Genomic DNA, 15,541 nt, shown 5'->3' on the forward strand with positions numbered 1-15,541 from the left:
CTGTGGCTGGACCCCGGCCACACGTGGGGTGTGGACTCGTGTGGCCGCCTCTACGGTCGGCCCGCGCAGGATGCCCAGTGAAGCATCTCCTCCGGCTGCGCCCCGAGGGTCGCCTCCAGTGCACCCGATGCCGGGCGGCCTTCCTGACTCAGGGCAGCGCGGACCGCTCACGAGACGACTGTCCTGGCGAACAAGTCGTCCATGGGTTCCTCGGCCAGCGCGAGCACATCGTGTACCCAACGTGGTCGCGGGACTCGTCCTGTGCCGCATGGGGATGTCCGGAGCCTGACCCCTTGCACACCTGGCATGGGCCCGATCCGTACTGCGACGAGCCCGGCTGTTCGCTCTGTCTCCACCACTGTGACTGCGACGTCTGCCGTGGCTGTGTTCGAGCGCCAGGTCTCTACCGCCTCATCGACAGCAGGGAAATCTGAGAATGAAGATGAAGATCAAGCTGAAGTCCGGTCAGCGGGTCCGCGCCACCGGCCGCGACACGCGAGGCCACACTGTCACCCGCGAGGGCTACCTCGTTGCTGATCCCCAGGTGAAAACCGCAGCCTGGGACGGTCCGCGCCGCCAGGTCTTTCGTCTTCACGTGGACGAGAACCCCGACGCGGAGCCCAACCGACAGAACTGGGTCTCCGTGCTGGCAGAGTCCGACCTGGAGCTCCTCGGCGAGCCGCCGCGTCCTGTCAGCCTGATCGGGTTGGCCGGTGCTGCCGGTTCCGGCAAGGACACCGCGGCCAAAGCCCTTGTGGCGAACGGCTGGCAGCGCCGCGCCTTCGCAGACAAGGTCAAGGACTTCCTCTACGCAGTCAACCCGTGGACCGTGGATGACGAGATCAACGGCAGCTTCCCACTCGCCGACGAGGTGGACCGATTCGGCTGGAGCTACACCAAGTCTGCCCACCCTGAAATACGGGCCTACCTCCAACGGTGCGGTACCGAGGCCGGCAGGAGCGTTCTCGGCGAGAACGTCTGGGTCGATGCCCTCTTCCACGACGCGGCGGGGTGGGGTCCGACGGTCATCACCGATGTCCGATTCCCCAACGAAGCCGCAGAGATCGTCCGGCGAGGCGGTGTGGTGGTGAACATCGTGCGGCCCGGCCAGAGGCTGATAGCGACCGCGGACCACTCCAGCGAGAGCGCCCTTGCAGGCTGGCCCTTCGACGAGGTTCTCGTCAACGACCGCTCGGCCTACGCCCTCGGCCACAAGCTCCAGCTCTTCTCGGAGCGAATGTAAGAGTTGAACTGATGGGGTTATTGCAATAGTGTGCTCTCAGAAGGAGGGGAGCGCAGTGACCACTAACCCCATCAACACCCCCGCCGTCCTTGACGAGCTTCCGGTCGGCACCGAGGTCCGTGACGCCGACGGCGATGTGGGCTTCAAGGCCCGAGGCGGCGGCTGGCAAGTCATCGGCTACGCCTGGACCTTGGACGGCGACTGGTTCAGGTTCCCTGTCGAGGTCGTCGACCCCACCCCGGGCACGGCGGAACTCGTCGCGGACCTCACCGGCCCGGTGACAATGCCAAAGCTGAAGGCCGAGCTGCGCGGCGTCGTGGCCGACATCCGCTCTGGCGCATCCGCCGGCGCCCTGCCCGAAGTCCTGGGCCGCCTGGAGCGGCTCCTCGCCCCGGCAGGGCGCCCGTGAGGATCACCGCCCGCCGCGAGGAAGTCGACGCGGTGAAGGCCGTCCTGGAGGACCCCGGCTTCGACAACGCCGATCAGATGGCCAAGGCCTTGATCAAAGAGGTCGGATCCATCCTCCAAATGCGCGACTGGGTGGCTCTCGTCCACACGTGGAGCGATGGCCACCGCGGCCTCAACTTCGCCCCCTTCGGCAACGAGGCCGAGGCCAAGAGCTTCGCCTCCAAGATGGCCTTCGGCGGCACCGGGCGCATCGTTCCGCTCCACAGCCCCGGCGCGATGCTCGCCAACCATGACGGCAAGAAGTGGAAGGGCTACTGCCAGCACGACGAGTGCGGCCACGCCCCTTTCACTCACTCGGCGGCCTCCGCCGCCCGGGGGGCCTGTCAGATACCGACCTGCCCCTGCAACGGGTTCCGCAAATAGGACCAGGAGAACGAGATGACCACCAGAACCATCGACTTCAGGGCCTGCCCCTGCGGCTCGAAGCGGGCCTACCCCGATCCGCGAGCTGCCGAGCGAGCCCTCGGCAAGGCGCAGGCCAAGCGGCGCAGCGTCGCCGAACGGCGAGGCACCGGTCGCGGGGTCGCCTTCGAGAACCGCTACTACGAATGCGAGCACGGCATGTACCACCTGACGTCACTCTCCCGCGCGGACTACTTCGGAGCCGCCGCTTGAAGCCCACGGAGAAGGCGCTGAAGAACGGCTGGGGCTGGGTCATCGGCGTCAGCGGACAGGACAGTCGGGTGTACTCGCGCCCCGCCCAGCAGCCCCCGGCGGTCGAACCGGCGGAGGTGCTCGGACGGGCCGCGAAGCTGCTCGGCCTGGAGGACCTGGACCTCGTGCCGGCACGCATCCAGCACCTCCAGGACTGTCACAAGCAGGCTCTCGCTTCCGCTGAGACCGCGTGGCGGGCCGTGCATACGGCGACCCGGGTGACCTGGCGCTGATGCAGGGCGGAAGCAACCGGCTGCTGACGCCGGAAGAGGTGGCCTCCTGGCTCAAGGTCAGCGAGATCACCGTGAAGAACAAGTACCGGGCGTGGGGGCTTCGGCCGCAGAAGGTCGGTCGCCTCCTGCGGTTCCGCGAGCGCGACATCGTCGCCTACCTCGATGACAACTACGGGTAGACGGGCACAGCCCTGCCCCAGCAAGCAAGGGGGGCCACATGGCTACCGTTTTCCAGAGATGCAAGACCGACAAGCGGAACAAGAACTACCCGTGTGAGGCGGTCCGCTGCCGGCATGAGTGGACGGTTCGGTACCGCGAGCCGGGAGGGCGTACCGGTCGGCAGCGCGAGGAGACGTTCCCCTCGAAGACGAAAGCTGAAGCTCACGGCACCAAGATGGAGGCCGACAAGGACCAGGGTGTCTACATCGACCCGGACGCCGGGAAGATCAGCCTTCGGGCCTACGCCGAAGACTGGCTTGGGCGCCGAACGGTCGCTGACTCGACGATCTCGAACTACGAGGGGTTCCTCGACAACCACCTCCTGCCGCACCTTGGGCGAAAGTCGCTGTCCTCGATCACGAAGCGTGACATCGAGCACTTCAAGGTGGCGATCCTGAAGGTGCTCGCCGAGAGCACGGTGTTCGACCGCATGAAGATGGTCAAGCACATCTTCTGGTCGGCCAAGGAGGAAAAGCTGATCCAGGACGACCCCGCCAGGGACGTCGACATCAAGCCGACCAACGTTGCGGTCGACGAGGACGAGATCCCGACGCTGGACGAGGTCAACCTCATCCACCAGCACATCTCTCCCCAGTACAAGCTGACGATCTCACTTCAGGCGGGCCTCGGCCTGCGAATAAGCGAAGCCCTGGCCTTCCACGTCGGATGCCGGCGCCGCGACTTCATACGGGTCCGCTGGCAGGTCAGCTCGAAGGCGAACAGAGGCGACGCCCGTACCCGCCTGGTCCCGCTCAAGCACAGGGAGGAAGGGGAGTACCGAGACATCCCCATGCCTCTCTTCATCGGGGACGAGATCGACGAGCACATAGCGCTGTGGAGCCCGATCCCCTTGGCGTTCGAGGCCAAGAGCGGCAAGAAGAAGGTCGTTGAGGTCTTCTTCGCCCCTCGCGAGCGGGGCAAGGGGGTCATGCCCACGGCCTCGACGTACGGGTACCACTGGCGGAAGGCGCTCAAGGCCGCTGGTCTCGTCAACGCAGATGGCAGCCCGAAGTACACCCCTCACAGCCTTCGGCACTTCTTCGCCTCGACCGCCCTGGCGAACGGCGTTCCGATCCACGAGGTGAGCCGCTGGCTCGGCCACAAGTCGATCAAGACCACGGTCGACATCTACGGTCACCTGGTTCCCGAGGCGTGGGACCGGTGCCGCGACATCATGCAGAAGGCCATGCGCCCGGCGGCCCCCGAGGACCCTTCGGGTTACGGCCCCGCGGCCTGATGGCGGTGGCAGAATCCGCCGCATGAGTGACGAGCGCATGTCTGACGAGGATCTTGCCCAGGTTCACGCCGCCCTGGGGCGCATGGTCTATACGGCCGCAACGGTCGAGATGACGGTTGAGATAACCGGGGCACTGCTGGCCGCCGACGCAGCCGAGGCAGCCAAGCTGAAGGGTGAGACGATAGGCGGCCTGTCGAAGCTCGCCCTGAAGTACGCGAAGGTTGCCAGTTACCTCAGTCCCTCCATGCGGACGGCGCTGGAGGGGATCGTCTTGGATGTGAAGGCTGGCATGGATCACCGCAACGCCTACGTTCACGGGCCGTGGGGGGAGCTCGACGGCGTGCTCAGCGCCATGAACAGCAAGCCCTTCAGTGTTGAGCCGAGCGGCTTCAGGATCAAGGCCGTAAGCGTGGAACACCTTGATCGGCTCACTGGGGAGCTGGAAGATCTTCGCGAGCGGGTGATGGTGTGGTTCAACCGTGCGTGGAGCCTCAAGCACCCTGACGTGAAGGTCGAGGGCTTGCTGCCGGACACCGCGCCTCCATACCCGGCATAAGTTAGGCGAGTGGCGGCCTGAGGGCGGCGCGAGATCTGGATGCTGCGGTCGCGTGTGCTGGATGTGCTGGATGAACGCGCACCGTGCTGGATCGGTGCTGGATGAGGGCTCCAGAAACCGCGTTTTCGCAGGTCGGAGCTCTGTGCTGAACGTTCCGCTTCAACGTGTAGTCGACCCGACGGAAGGGGCCGGACTCTGCCGAGTCCGGCCCCTTCCGCGTGCCTGCGTGCGCTCTTCAGCCGCTGCGCGGCGGGGTGAGGCTGTCGAGGTCCAGGGTGATGGCGAAGGGGACCGGGCGCTGGAGGGTGCCCCGGAAGATCCCGGCGGGGGCGTAGGCGCCGGTGGGTTCGTCGAGTTCGTAGACGTGGACGACGGGCGCCCCGTCCCCGTCCTCGATGCACCAGTAGTGCGGGATGCCGGCCTCCGCGTACTTGCGGAGCTTTACGGTGCGGTCGCGGTGGGCGGACTCGGGGGAGACGACCTCGATGACGAGTCGGACTTCCTCGGGCTCGAACCAGGTGCGGTCGTCGTCGTAGGCGGCCGTGGTCAGCAGGAGGTCGGGCTCGGGGCGGTTGCGCGGGTCGAGTCTGATGGTCATCTCGCGGCCGACCCTGGTGCCGGCGGGCACCAGCTCCATCAGCGCGACCGTGAGCATGGTGACGAGGTGGTCGTGCCACCACCGCTGGGGCCACAGCATGAAGACGAGGGCTCCGTCGATCAGCTCGGTGTGGCGGGGCGCCTCGGGGAGGCGGTCGAGGTCCTCCGCGAACCAGCCTTCCGCGCGCGGCGGGCGCATCCAGTCGGGCAGCGCGGTCATGGGGCAACCCTAGCGATTGCGGCCGCCACGAGAGGGGTCCACCCGCTGATCCGAGGTGGCGCCCGAATCGATCATGTGTCCGGTCAGGGCCGGGACCAGCGGGTGGTGAGGACCGCTATTGCGTCGGTCACGTCGTTGAGGCGGTCGTTATCCGTCCTTATCGCCCGGGCCAGCTCAATATGGAGAAATCGGAAATTCCCGTCGGCCGCCACTTGGCCCTGCTCGTTCGAGGTTCCGGCCAGTTTGCATTTCCGTACGTACGCCCGGCAAACCTCCAGCCCTTCCCCGGTCAGCGCGGTCGACAGGGCCTTGGCCTCGGACAATGCCCGGTCCCCGGCCCCCGTGGAGATCACGGCGTCGAATTCGGGGAAAGATTCATTTGCGAATCCGTGCAACTGGATCCCCGGCAGGCGGCGCTGCATCAGCTCCTCGACCACCTCGTGGAACACCGAGTCGGTGCGGTGCGCCACATCCGCGGAGTCCCCCTCGCCGGCCGTCCGGTGGGCTCCGGCCAGCACCATCACCCCGCCCGGCGCCCCCCGCAGCACCCGTGCTCCGAGCCGCTCGGTCTCCTGGTCGGCGATGGGGTGCGGGACCTGCACGCTCCAGCTCGGCCGGGCGTCGAGGTCCACGTACACCCGGCCCCAACCCCGGTTCCCGGGGCCCGGACCGCCCGCCTGGTCGGCGACTTCGGCGAAGTGGCGACCGCTCGCGGAGTCCGTGAACGACTGCACGGCGAAGTCGACCTCGGCCAGGCGCCTGTGCGCCCCGTCCTGGTCGCCGTCCAGCAGCAGGGCGACGCCCTGGGTGACGGCCCGGCGCTCGTCCGCGGTGGGGACCCGGTAGCCTCCGCGCTCGCCGAACCCCTGGGTGAAACCTGTGATCCGCTTTTCCAGGTCGGCCTCCGGGCTCGCCGAGGGGCGGGAATTCACCTGCATTTCGCGTGCAGGTTCCCTTGACGACAGCGTGAAATACGCCACGATCGCCGTCACGGCCAGCACCGCGCAGAGAGTTGCCTTAATCGTTATACGTTTCGCGAGGAACGGAGTCATGGTCGGATAAAGATAGACCGAGTGAAGATATCCGCCTCTCTCGTCACGCTCCGAACCGGAGCGCTCACCCTGTTCCTGTCCACCGCCCTCACCGGTTGTGGACTCCTCGGAGACGGGTCCGGTGGTGATGCCGGGGGCCGTCTGGCGGCGGGAGCCAAGGGACGTTCCTTCACCGTGGCCGCGGCCGGTGACGTACTCATCCACCCCGAGCTGACCGCCCAGGCCGAGCAGGACGGCAAGGCCGCGGGCAAGGGCGGCATGGACTTCGGCCCGATCATGGCCTCGGTGAAGCCGGTCATCAGCAAGGCCGACCTGGCGATCTGCCACATGGAGCCGGTGCTGGGCAAGCCGGAGGGGCCGTTCCTGAGCTTCCCCGACTTCCTCGTGCCGCCGCAGATCGCCACGACCCTCAAGGACATCGGGTACGACACCTGCTCGACCGCGTCGAACCACGCGCTCGACCACGGCGAGGGCGGCGTCAAGGACACCCTGGACACCCTCGACAAGGCGGGTCTCAAGCACACCGGCTCCGCCCGCGACGAGAAGGAGGGCACGACGCCGCTGATCATGGACGTCAAGGGCGTCAAGGTCGCGCAGATCTCCTTCGCCGGCGGGTTCAACGGTCGTCAGGTGCCCGCGGACAAGCCCTGGCTGGTGAACAAGACCTCGCTGGACGCCATCTCGGCCGCCGAGAAGGCGGCCCGGGCGGCCGGCGCCGAGGTCGTCATCCTCAGCATCCACTGGGGCAAGGAGCACCAGCCCGCCCCGAACTCGCTCCAGCTGAGCCTCGCCAAGAAGATCTCCGAGAGGACCGGCATCAACCTGGTCATCGGCCACCACGCGCACGTCGTCCAGCCCATGGAGAAGGTCGGCGACATCTGGGTCGCGTACGGGCTCGGCAACCAGGTCGCCCGGCACGAGGTGCCCAGCGGACTGTCCGAGGAGGGCGTGATCGGCTGGTTCGAGTTCGCGGAGAAGAACGGCAAGTGGGACGTCCAGGCGCGCTACGTGCCCACCTTCGTGGAGCTGCCGCCGGACCTGGAGGTGGCCGACCCCGCGGTCAAGGTGCCCGACACCGGACAGGTCAAGGACCACCGGCTGATCGACCTCACCACCGCTCTGAAGAACGGCAGCGCGGTGACGCCCGAGCGGCGTGCCCGCTACGAGCTCGCGTACGAGCGGACCCAGGGCACCCTGCTCAACCGGGGCGGCGGCAAGGACGGACTGGAGCCCCTGACGAGCCGCTGACGAGCAGCCGGTGAACCACCGGCACCCACCCGCACCCGCACCCGCACCTGCACCTGCACCCACATTCTCAGGAGTCCCGTTGTCCGCGTCGCGCACGAAGCGGCGGCAGAAGGCCCGCCGCCGGGCTGACATGTCGCTGCTGGGCGGCATCCGGCCGCCCATCGCCGCGCTGTCCGCGCTGCTGCTCGCCCTTGCCGCGCTCACCGCCTTCCACCTCGGGAAGGTGGCCAACGAGTCCGTTCCCGAGGCGGTCCGCACCTCCCAGCAGTACTTCGCGGAGGACGGCGCCATCGCGATGCGGGCCTCCCTGGACGAGTCGATCACCGACATCTCCCGTACCGCCACCCTCTTCAACGCGGGCAGCCCGGTCTCCGCCGACACGGTGCTCGACAAGCTCGGCAACGTCTACCAGAAGTGGCGCGGCACGGCCGTCATCGAGGTCAAGTCGGGACGACTGGAGGCCCAGCGCGGCGAGAACGTGCCGCTGACCGCCATCGACCACACCAAGCTCGCCGAGGCGAACGGCCTCGTCCCGCGCATGGTGCGCCTGGAGAACGGCGAGACCCGCCTGCTCACCTTCGCCGTACTGTCCTGGCCCGGCCAGCCCCAGAAGCTGCTCGTCGCCTCCAGCAGCCTGCGGTTCCCCGGCGTCAGCCTCGGCAAGTTCCGGGCCATCGCGGTCACCGACTCCGCCGGGCACGTGCTCAGCAGCGACGGACTCGCCAACGACGAGCAGATCCAGTCGGACGACGTCAAGGAAGAGACCGAGCGGGCCCGCAACCAGCTCAAGAAGTACGCCAAGATCGCCGCGCGGAAGACCAAAGTCAACCCGCTCACCACCAAGGAGCCGGGCTCGGGCGGCTTCCGCGGCGTCAGCGGCAGCCTCCTCGGTCCCTCCGCCGACGGTGAGCGGACCGTCGTCGGCTACGCGAGCCTGACCGGCCCCGAGGCGGGCAAGGGCACCCCCGCCACCGCCCTCGGACTGACCGTGATCTCCCTCGTCAACGTCACCGAGGACAGCACCGCCGTCGTCGACTCCTTCTTCGGCATCGCCGCCGCGGCCGTCCTGCTCGTCATCGGCCTCCTCGCGGTCTCCCTGCTCATCGGCACCGTGCAGAAGCCGCTGCTCCAGCTCTTCCTGGAGAGCCGCCGGCTCAGCCGCGGAGACCTCAACCGTCCGGTCAACCGTCCCAAGTACGGCGAGGCCGCCCGCATCGGCACCGCCCTGGAGCGGCTGCGCCGCCAGCTGAGGGGCGAGCCCGCCGAGGCCCAGAAGGCCCACCGCCCCGGCCGCGGCCGCGGCCGGATCGGCGCCCGCGCCCTGCTCGCCACCTGCGGCGCGCTGCTGCTGCTGTGGTCCGCGCCCCTGGTGCTGCTGCTCAACCGGGCCGGTGAGTCCGTCCCCGTCCCGCAGACCCTCGTACACGACCAGCGCGAGCGCACCGACACCATGGCCGACCGGGTCCGCCGCGCCCTCAACGAGGGGCACGCCGACCTCACCTCCGTGGGCTCGCTGATCGGCCCGGCCACCACCCCCGCCGAGATCACCGGAATCCTGGAGCGCACGCTCACCCAGCACCAGCGCTACGAGTCCCTGTACGTGCTCCAGGAGGACGGGACCGTCATGGCCAAGGTCGGGGCCCCGCCCCGGCGCCCGAACGGCAAGGTCCCCGTCGACGAGCCCGTGGTGCTGGTCGAGTCCGGCAACTCTCCGGTCATCATCGAGTTCGCCGCGGCCCCCGGCCTCAAGGGCGCCTCCGTCGTCGGCGAGCTGCGCATCGACTTCCTCAACTCGCTGCTCAAGCGGCCCGGCCTGGGCGAGATCCGGGTCATCGACGAGAAGCAGCGCGTCATCGCCGGCAACAACGGCTACCTGGCCTTCCAGCAGCTGCCCAACGAGAGCATCCGGGCGCTGGCCGCAGGCGCCAACCAGAAGGTCGGCAAGGGGCCGCGCCCCAGCAGCGTCCTGCTGCGCGGCAGCAACGACGACGTCACCATCGCCGCCGCGATACCGATGGTGGGCGGCGGCGCCGCGAAGCCGCTGACCTGGACCGTGGTCAGCTGGCAGCCCGCCAAGGGCCTGGCCATCCCCGAGTACAACCTGCAGAACCGGACGGTCCTGGCCGGCCTGCTCGGCCTCACCGCCGCCCTGGTCTGCCTCGGCTGGCTCCACATCGTGGTGATCCGGGCCCTGCGCGAACTCGCGGCGCGCGCCGAAGCCCTGGCGGACGGCGACCGCCGTACCGTCCTCTACCCGCGCCACCACGACGAGGTCGGCGCCGTCACCCGCAGCCTGGAAGTCATCAGGCAACAGCTCCAGGAGCTGCGCAAGCGGGAAGCGAGCGGCACCGCCGGCCGGTCCGGCCAGGCTGCCAAGGCCGGAAGGAACTGACCCCGTGCTCTTTCTCTTCAGCGTGCTGGTCGTGTGCTGCGTGGTGATGCTGATAGCCGGCGTCATCGAGCAGCGGCGCCACTTCGCCAACCTGGAAGAAATACCCACCCGGGTGCTGGTCAACGGCATCCGCGGCAAGAGCTCCATCACCCGGCTGGTCGCGGGCGCCCTGCGGGGCGGCGGGCTGGTCACGGTCGCCAAGACCACCGGCACCGCGGCCCGCTTCATCCACCCCGACGCCACCGAGGAGCCGGTCTACCGCAAGTTCGGCATCGCCAACGTCGTCGAGCAGATCGGCATCGTGCGCCGCGCGGCGGCCTACAAGCCCGACGCGCTGGTCATGGAGTGCATGGCCGTCATGCCCCCGCTCCAGGAGCTCAACCAGGAAAAGCTGATCCAGTCCACCATCGGCGTGCTGTGCAACGTCCGTGAGGACCACGTCGCCGAGATGGGCCCGACCCTCGACGACATCGGCCGCTCGCTGTCCCGCTCCATGCCGCACGGCGGCATCTGCGTCACCGCCGAGAAGGACCGCTTCCACGTCCTCCAGGAGGAGGCCGACGCGCGCGACTGCCGGCTCATCTACGCCGACCCCGAGATCGTCAGCGACGAGGAGCTGCGCGGCTTCAGCTGGTTCACCTTCAAGGAGAACGTGGCCATCGCGCTCGTCGTGGCCGAGCTCCTCGGCATCGACCGGGAGACCGCGCTCCAGGGCATGTACGACGCCCCGCCGGACCCGGGCGTGCTCTCCGTCGAGCGCTACGTCGGCCCCGGCGAGAAGCGGCTGCGGTTCGCCAACGTGTTCGCGGCGAACGACCCCGAGTCCACGCTGATGAACATCAACCAGCTCCTCGACCTCGGTGCGATCAGCCGCCCGCTGAACGTGGTCATCAACTGCCGCCCCGACCGGGTCGAGCGCAACGGCCAGATGGGCCAGATCGTCCCCGACCTGCAGCCCGACAAGGTGTTCGTCATCGGCCACCCGACGAAGAGCGCCATCGACGCGATCCCCGCCGAATGGCGCGGCCGCGCCGTCGACCTCGGCGGCGACCGCGACGGCGAGGAGTTCATGCACGAGCTCCTCGGCCACCTCGGCCAGGAGTCCTCGCTCGTGGCCATCGGCAACATCCACGGCCAGGGCGAGATCCTGCTGGAGCACCTCGCCGAGCTGCCCTCCTTCGAGGAGGACGGCGAGGCGCCCCCGTCCACGCCTGGCTCGCCGGCCCAGCACGTACGGCACGACCAGACCATGGCGCTCTACGTCAAGCACCTCGACCCGTACGCGAACCTGCCCGCGGCCGAGGAGGAGCGCCGGATGCGCACTCCGTACATCCCGATCCCGCGCGGCGGGGGCCAGCCCTACGCGCACCAGCCCTACGGGCAGCAGCAGTACCAGAACCAGCAGTACCAGGAGCAGCAGTACCTGAACCAGCAGTACCTGAACCAGCAGTACCCGCACCAGCAGCTTCCGCAGCAGCCCCAGCAGTACGACCCGTCGTACGGGCAGTTCCCGCCCGCGGCGCAGCAGCAGCCGCAGCAGCACCAGCACCGTCCGGAGCTGACGTCCGCGGCCTGGCCGCAACTGCAGCAGCCGCAGCCGGTGCCCCTGCAGCACCAGCCCCTGCCCCTGCAGCACCAGCCCCTGCCCCTGCAGCAGCAGCCGCAGCTCCCGCCGCCGCCCCGGCGACCCGACCCCGAGAACCCGCAGCGCCCGCAGCCCCCGCAGTGGTCTAACCCAGGAGAACCCCGTTGATCCCCGCCGTCCTCACCCCCGAGATCGCCGCGATCGGCATCGCCCTGGGCCTGCTGTTCTCCCTCGTCTGCTACCTGACGACGAACCTGTCGCCCGGCGGCATGATCACCCCGGGCTGGCTGGCCCTCACCCTCATCGAGGACCTCCAGCGCGCCGCGATCGTCCTCGGCGTCACCGTCCTGACGTACGCGCTCACGCTCGTCGCGCAGCGCTACGTGATCCTCTACGGCAAGCGCCTGTTCGCGACCGTCGTGCTCATCGGCGTGCTGCTCCAGGGCGGCGTGGTGATCCTGCTGCAGATGAAGTTCCCGCTGCTGTACGCGAACCAGACCCTCGGCTTCATCGTGCCCGGCCTGATCGCCTACCAGCTGGTCCGCCAGCCCAAGGGGGCCACGCTGCTGGCCACCGGCTCCGCGACGCTCATGACGTACGTCGTACTGACCGCCGGCATCCTGCTCGGCGTCATGCCGCACGCGTGACCCCGGCCCGGCCCTCCGCCTCCGCCCGTCCTTTCGCCCGCCCGACCGACCCCGCCCGGAGCAACCGATGACCGCCACGTCAAAGCGCCGCACACGTCCCGTCCTGCACGCGGCCACCGTGATCGCACTGCTGGCCGGCAGCGTCTACTTCACCATCGAGCTGCGCCAGGAGGAGCAGGCCAAGGCGCCCGCGATCCAGTCGCTCGTCGACGCCCCCGCCGCTGGCTCGGCGAAGGGGGCCGACGAGGGCGCCCAGAAGTGGGAGCGGCTGAAGAACCCCGAGCGTTCCGTGCTGCGCGACGGCAAGGGCGGGATCCTCGCGACCTTCACGGACGGCGCCCGCACCGCCACCCTCACCGGCCCCAGCCGTACCTTCGCCGAGCCGGCCACCACCAAGACCCGGGTGGTCACCGAGAACTGGGTGCGGCTGATGCCGGAGACCTGGCGGGCCGGGGCCGAGAAGGAGCAGTGGTTCCAGGAGTGGTTCAAGAAGTACCAGGCCAGTGAGGAGGACGACCTGTTCGCCATCGCCTTCCAGTACGGGGACCAGGCGCCGGTCAAGAAGGACGCGGAGGGCGTGTCGTACGCCGGTGACGCGAACTTCGGCCCGATCAACCCCAACGGCTCGGTCGGCAACGACTACCGCCTGGAGGAGTCGGACTTCTACGACTACCTGGGCATCCCGTACACCTTCCGCAACGGGACCACGGCGAAGCCCGAGGCGATGCGCTCCCGGTCGATGGACTGCTCCGGCTTCATCCGGACCGTCTTCGGCTATCGGGCCCGCTTCCCGCTGATGGCCGCGGACAATGCCACCGGTGACGGCCTGCCGCGCACCGCGAACGGCATGGCCCGCTCCAAGGCCGGCGTGGACGTCATCCCGCTCAAGGGGGTCGGCGCCGATGCCCGGCCCACCTCCATCGACGTCCTGCAGCCCGGCGACGTGCTGTTCTTCAAGCTGGACGGACGCACCGGGGAGCGGCTGGACCACACGGGCATCTTCCTCGGCACCGACACCGACGGCCACCAGATCTTCATCTCCAGCCGTGAAGAGGCCAACGGCCCGACCATCGGCGACAAGGGCGGCACCTCCCGCCTGGACGGCAACGGCTACTACGCGGCGACCCTGCGCAGCGCGAAGCGGCTCTGACCGGCTGACGGGCTGACCGGCTGACGGGCCGGCCGCGAACGCCCGGCCCGTCAGCCCGATTTCAGGGCGGCCAGGAAGTCCAGCCTGGTCTCCAGCCGGGACAGGTCGCGGTGCGTGAGCTGTTCGACGCGGGCGATGCGCTGGCGCAGGGAGTTCACGTGGAGGTGGAGGCGGGCGGCGCAGGCGGTCCAGGAGGCGTCGCAGTCGAGGAAGGCCTCCAGGGTGGCCAGGAGCTCGGTCCGGTGGCGGGCGTCGTGCTCGCGCAGGGGGCCCAGGAGCCGGGCGGCGAAGGCCCGGCGGGCTTCGGCCGGGATGAGGGGGAGCAGGGTCAGGATGTGAGAGGTGAGGTCCTCGGGGCCGCGGACCGTCACCCGCCCGGGGGCGGAGCGGGCGATCCGCAGGGCGTTGTGGGCCTGCTCCAGCGCGCGGCGGGCGTTGCCCGGCTCCGCCACCGGGCTGCTGACGCCGACGGAGACGCTGTCCGCGGGGCCGAGCCAGCGGGTGAGCGCCGCGGACAGCCGGCGTTCCAGCGCGGCGTGGTCGAGGGCCGGCTCGAGGGCCGGGTCCGGACCGAGAGCTGGGGTGGGACCGGGGGCCGGGGTTGGGGCCGGACCGAGGGCCGGGGCGGAGGCCGGGCCGGGGGCCGGGGTGGGACCGGAGGCCGGGCCGGGGTGTCCCTCCCGGGGATCGGGGACCAGGACGAGGAGGACGGCCCGGTCCCCGTCGACGGTGGCGGCGATGTCCTCGGAGGAGACCGGCACCGGGCCGTCCTCCTGCACCAGGGCCTCCTCCAGGAGGACGCGCAGGGCCGCGGCGGGCACGGGGCGGCCTCCGTGCCACTCGCCCGCGGCGACCACGAACTGGCAGCGCGGCCAGTACCCGACCCCGCTGAGCACGGCCTGCGCGGTGCTGCGCAGCCGGACCGGGATCTCCTCGGCCGGGACGCTGCTGTGCAGCAGGGCGAGGGACCGGTCGGCCAGGTCGTTGCGGGCCGTCTTCGCCTGCTCGTGGGCGGAGCGGGCGTCGGCGACCAGTTCGACGGTGCGGTCGAGGAGTTCCCGGTCGGCGGCCGCCCAGAGCGAGGTGTCGGCCTCCACGGCGAGCAGCCAGTCGCCCAGTTCGGCGGCGTCGGGGGCGGGCCCGGGGCCCCGTACGGGTAGCGGCGCGGGCGCGGGCACCGGTACGAGGGAGTAGCGGCGGGCGCCGACCGTGACGTGGTGGGGGGCCGTCTCCCGGGCGCGGCGGGCGGCCAGGTGGCGGGCGGCCAGTGCCGCCGCCGTCCTGGCGTGCAGCGCCGGCCGGGCTCCGGCGATCTGGCGTCCGGTCGCGGACAGGACGCGCACGTCGAGCCCGAGGGTGTGCCGCAGGAGTTCCAGTACGGAGTCCGGGGCGGCCCGGTCGGTGAGGAGTCGCCGGTGGCGTTCGACCAGCGCGGCCAGGCCGGCGAGGCGGCCGGGGCTGCCGGGGTCCCGGCGGCGCAGCCGGCGCAGGACGTGCTCGGTGACCGCCGCGAACGAGGTTTCCGGACGTACGGCGATCAGCGGCAGCCCGTGCCGCCGGCAGGCGCGCACGAGGTCGTGCGGGACCAGTCCGTGCTCGACCTCCCCGGCCGCGAGGGCCGTCACGCCCGCCCGGTGCAGGACGCGGACGAACGATTCGGCGTCCCCGTCGCCGCGCCACCAGGCGAGCCCCGTGAGCACGAGTTCGCCGCCGGTGAGGAAGCGGCCGGGGTCGGCCAGGTCGTTGGTCGCGACGGCGGAAATGGTGCGGTCGAGCGGGCTTTCGCGCGGGCCTGCGGGCGGGGTCCCGCCCGGTGTTCCGACCGGTGTTCCGCCCGAGGGGTCCTCGTCGTGGCCCACGAGCAGGAGCAGTCCCAGCTCGGTGTCGTCCAGGAGTTCACGTAGCCGCATGATCGCTACTTTCGCACGGTCCGGAGTCCGAGGGAGGGGAATCGTCGCAGCTCACCGAGGTGCTGACGGAGGAAAGCACGCTCGTCCACAGCCATCCGGGATGGACGTTCTGAGCGATCGGTGACTGCCT

16 protein-coding genes are annotated in these 15,541 nt (G+C 69.9%); 13 read left to right on the top strand and 3 right to left on the bottom strand.

Going from position 1 to position 15,541, the window contains the following annotated elements:
• The first annotated feature begins 436 nt into the window (after positions 1-436).
• The 8 genes from NLX94_RS12925 to NLX94_RS12960 are packed head-to-tail and all read left to right on the top strand — an operon-like array spanning position 437 to position 4,610.
• Entirely contained in the window at positions 437-1,243 is an 807-nt protein-coding gene (locus NLX94_RS12925) for a hypothetical protein (RefSeq protein WP_254382815.1), read from the top strand.
• A 55-nt stretch (positions 1,244-1,298) separates the two neighbouring features.
• The gene (locus tag NLX94_RS12930) at positions 1,299-1,652 is read left to right on the top strand and encodes a hypothetical protein (protein WP_254382816.1); all 354 of its coding nucleotides are present in this window, start codon (positions 1,299-1,301) and stop codon (positions 1,650-1,652) included.
• Complete coding sequence (locus NLX94_RS12935; RefSeq protein WP_254382817.1) at positions 1,649-2,074, top strand: hypothetical protein; 426 nt, start codon at positions 1,649-1,651, stop codon at positions 2,072-2,074. Before NLX94_RS12930 ends, NLX94_RS12935 begins: the two co-directional genes overlap by 4 nt.
• Positions 2,075-2,089: 15 nt before the next feature.
• Positions 2,090-2,326 carry a hypothetical protein gene (locus NLX94_RS12940; RefSeq protein WP_254382818.1) on the top strand — a complete coding sequence of 79 codons (237 nt, stop codon included), beginning with the start codon at positions 2,090-2,092 and terminating at the stop codon, positions 2,324-2,326.
• A complete protein-coding gene (locus tag NLX94_RS12945) occupies positions 2,323-2,598 on the top strand; it encodes a hypothetical protein (protein ID WP_254382819.1) in 276 nt (91 codons plus the stop codon). Before NLX94_RS12940 ends, NLX94_RS12945 begins: the two co-directional genes overlap by 4 nt.
• The gene (locus tag NLX94_RS12950; RefSeq protein ID WP_254382820.1) at positions 2,598-2,777 is read left to right on the top strand and encodes a helix-turn-helix domain-containing protein; all 180 of its coding nucleotides are present in this window, start codon (positions 2,598-2,600) and stop codon (positions 2,775-2,777) included. The genes NLX94_RS12945 and NLX94_RS12950 overlap by 1 nt, the downstream gene beginning before the upstream one ends.
• Before the next feature lie 38 nt (positions 2,778-2,815).
• The gene (locus NLX94_RS12955; protein ID WP_302169254.1) at positions 2,816-4,054 is read left to right on the top strand and encodes a site-specific integrase; all 1,239 of its coding nucleotides are present in this window, start codon (positions 2,816-2,818) and stop codon (positions 4,052-4,054) included.
• 22 nt (positions 4,055-4,076) lie between these two features.
• Positions 4,077-4,610 (top strand): hypothetical protein, encoded by a 534-nt coding sequence (locus NLX94_RS12960; RefSeq protein WP_254382821.1) that lies wholly within the window; start codon positions 4,077-4,079, stop codon positions 4,608-4,610.
• A gap of 235 nt (positions 4,611-4,845) precedes the next feature.
• On the opposite strand, the gene NLX94_RS12965 is transcribed toward NLX94_RS12960, so the two are convergent.
• Both NLX94_RS12965 and NLX94_RS12970 read right to left on the bottom strand, forming a co-directional pair.
• The gene (locus NLX94_RS12965) at positions 4,846-5,427 is read right to left on the bottom strand and encodes a Uma2 family endonuclease (RefSeq protein WP_254382822.1); all 582 of its coding nucleotides are present in this window, start codon (positions 5,425-5,427) and stop codon (positions 4,846-4,848) included.
• 83 nt (positions 5,428-5,510) lie between these two features.
• Entirely contained in the window at positions 5,511-6,365 is an 855-nt protein-coding gene (locus NLX94_RS12970) for a hypothetical protein (protein ID WP_254382823.1), read from the bottom strand.
• 135 nt (positions 6,366-6,500) lie between these two features.
• On the opposite strand from NLX94_RS12970, the gene NLX94_RS12975 reads away from it, so the two are divergent.
• The 5 genes from NLX94_RS12975 (at position 6,501) to NLX94_RS12995 (ending at position 13,501) form a co-directional block, all read left to right on the top strand.
• A complete protein-coding gene (locus tag NLX94_RS12975; RefSeq protein WP_254382824.1) occupies positions 6,501-7,727 on the top strand; it encodes a CapA family protein in 1,227 nt (408 codons plus the stop codon).
• A gap of 79 nt (positions 7,728-7,806) precedes the next feature.
• On the top strand, positions 7,807-10,119 hold the full coding sequence (locus NLX94_RS12980) for a HAMP domain-containing protein (protein WP_308402418.1): 2,313 nt from the start codon (positions 7,807-7,809) through the stop codon (positions 10,117-10,119).
• Between the two features lie 4 nt (positions 10,120-10,123).
• Positions 10,124-11,872, top strand: a complete 1,749-nt coding sequence (pgsB, locus tag NLX94_RS12985; RefSeq protein ID WP_254382825.1) for a poly-gamma-glutamate synthase PgsB — start codon at positions 10,124-10,126, stop codon at positions 11,870-11,872.
• Positions 11,869-12,351, top strand: a complete 483-nt coding sequence (locus NLX94_RS12990) for a poly-gamma-glutamate biosynthesis protein PgsC/CapC (protein WP_243335815.1) — start codon at positions 11,869-11,871, stop codon at positions 12,349-12,351. The genes pgsB and NLX94_RS12990 overlap by 4 nt, the downstream gene beginning before the upstream one ends.
• 67 nt (positions 12,352-12,418) lie before the next feature.
• Positions 12,419-13,501, top strand: a complete 1,083-nt coding sequence (locus NLX94_RS12995) for an NlpC/P60 family protein (RefSeq protein WP_254382826.1) — start codon at positions 12,419-12,421, stop codon at positions 13,499-13,501.
• Positions 13,502-13,551: 50 nt separating this feature from the next.
• Here the strand turns inward: NLX94_RS12995 and NLX94_RS13000 are convergent, their stop codons facing one another.
• The gene (locus NLX94_RS13000; RefSeq protein WP_254382827.1) at positions 13,552-15,411 is read right to left on the bottom strand and encodes a PucR family transcriptional regulator; all 1,860 of its coding nucleotides are present in this window, start codon (positions 15,409-15,411) and stop codon (positions 13,552-13,554) included.
• Positions 15,412-15,541: the final 130 nt, after the last annotated feature.

Source organism: Streptomyces sp. TBY4, from assembly GCF_024213195.1.
Classification (GTDB): domain Bacteria; phylum Actinomycetota; class Actinomycetes; order Streptomycetales; family Streptomycetaceae; genus Streptomyces.

What these genes read in the sequence shown, in the direction of transcription:
- NLX94_RS12925 (WP_254382815.1), top strand. Translation starts at nt 437, where the DNA reads ATGAAGATGAAGATCAAGCTGAAGTCCGGTCAGCGGGTCCGCGCCACC.
- NLX94_RS12940 (WP_254382818.1), top strand. Translation starts at nt 2,090, where the DNA reads ATGACCACCAGAACCATCGACTTCAGGGCCTGCCCCTGCGGCTCGAAG.
- NLX94_RS12950 (WP_254382820.1), top strand. Translation starts at nt 2,598, where the DNA reads ATGCAGGGCGGAAGCAACCGGCTGCTGACGCCGGAAGAGGTGGCCTCC.
- NLX94_RS12955 (WP_302169254.1), top strand. Translation starts at nt 2,816, where the DNA reads ATGGCTACCGTTTTCCAGAGATGCAAGACCGACAAGCGGAACAAGAAC.
- NLX94_RS12960 (WP_254382821.1), top strand. Translation starts at nt 4,077, where the DNA reads ATGAGTGACGAGCGCATGTCTGACGAGGATCTTGCCCAGGTTCACGCC.
- NLX94_RS12965 (WP_254382822.1), bottom strand. Translation starts at nt 5,427, where the DNA reads ATGACCGCGCTGCCCGACTGGATGCGCCCGCCGCGCGCGGAAGGCTGG.
- NLX94_RS12970 (WP_254382823.1), bottom strand. Translation starts at nt 6,365, where the DNA reads ATGCAGGTGAATTCCCGCCCCTCGGCGAGCCCGGAGGCCGACCTGGAA.
- NLX94_RS12995 (WP_254382826.1), top strand. Translation starts at nt 12,419, where the DNA reads ATGACCGCCACGTCAAAGCGCCGCACACGTCCCGTCCTGCACGCGGCC.
- NLX94_RS13000 (WP_254382827.1), bottom strand. Translation starts at nt 15,411, where the DNA reads ATGCGGCTACGTGAACTCCTGGACGACACCGAGCTGGGACTGCTCCTG.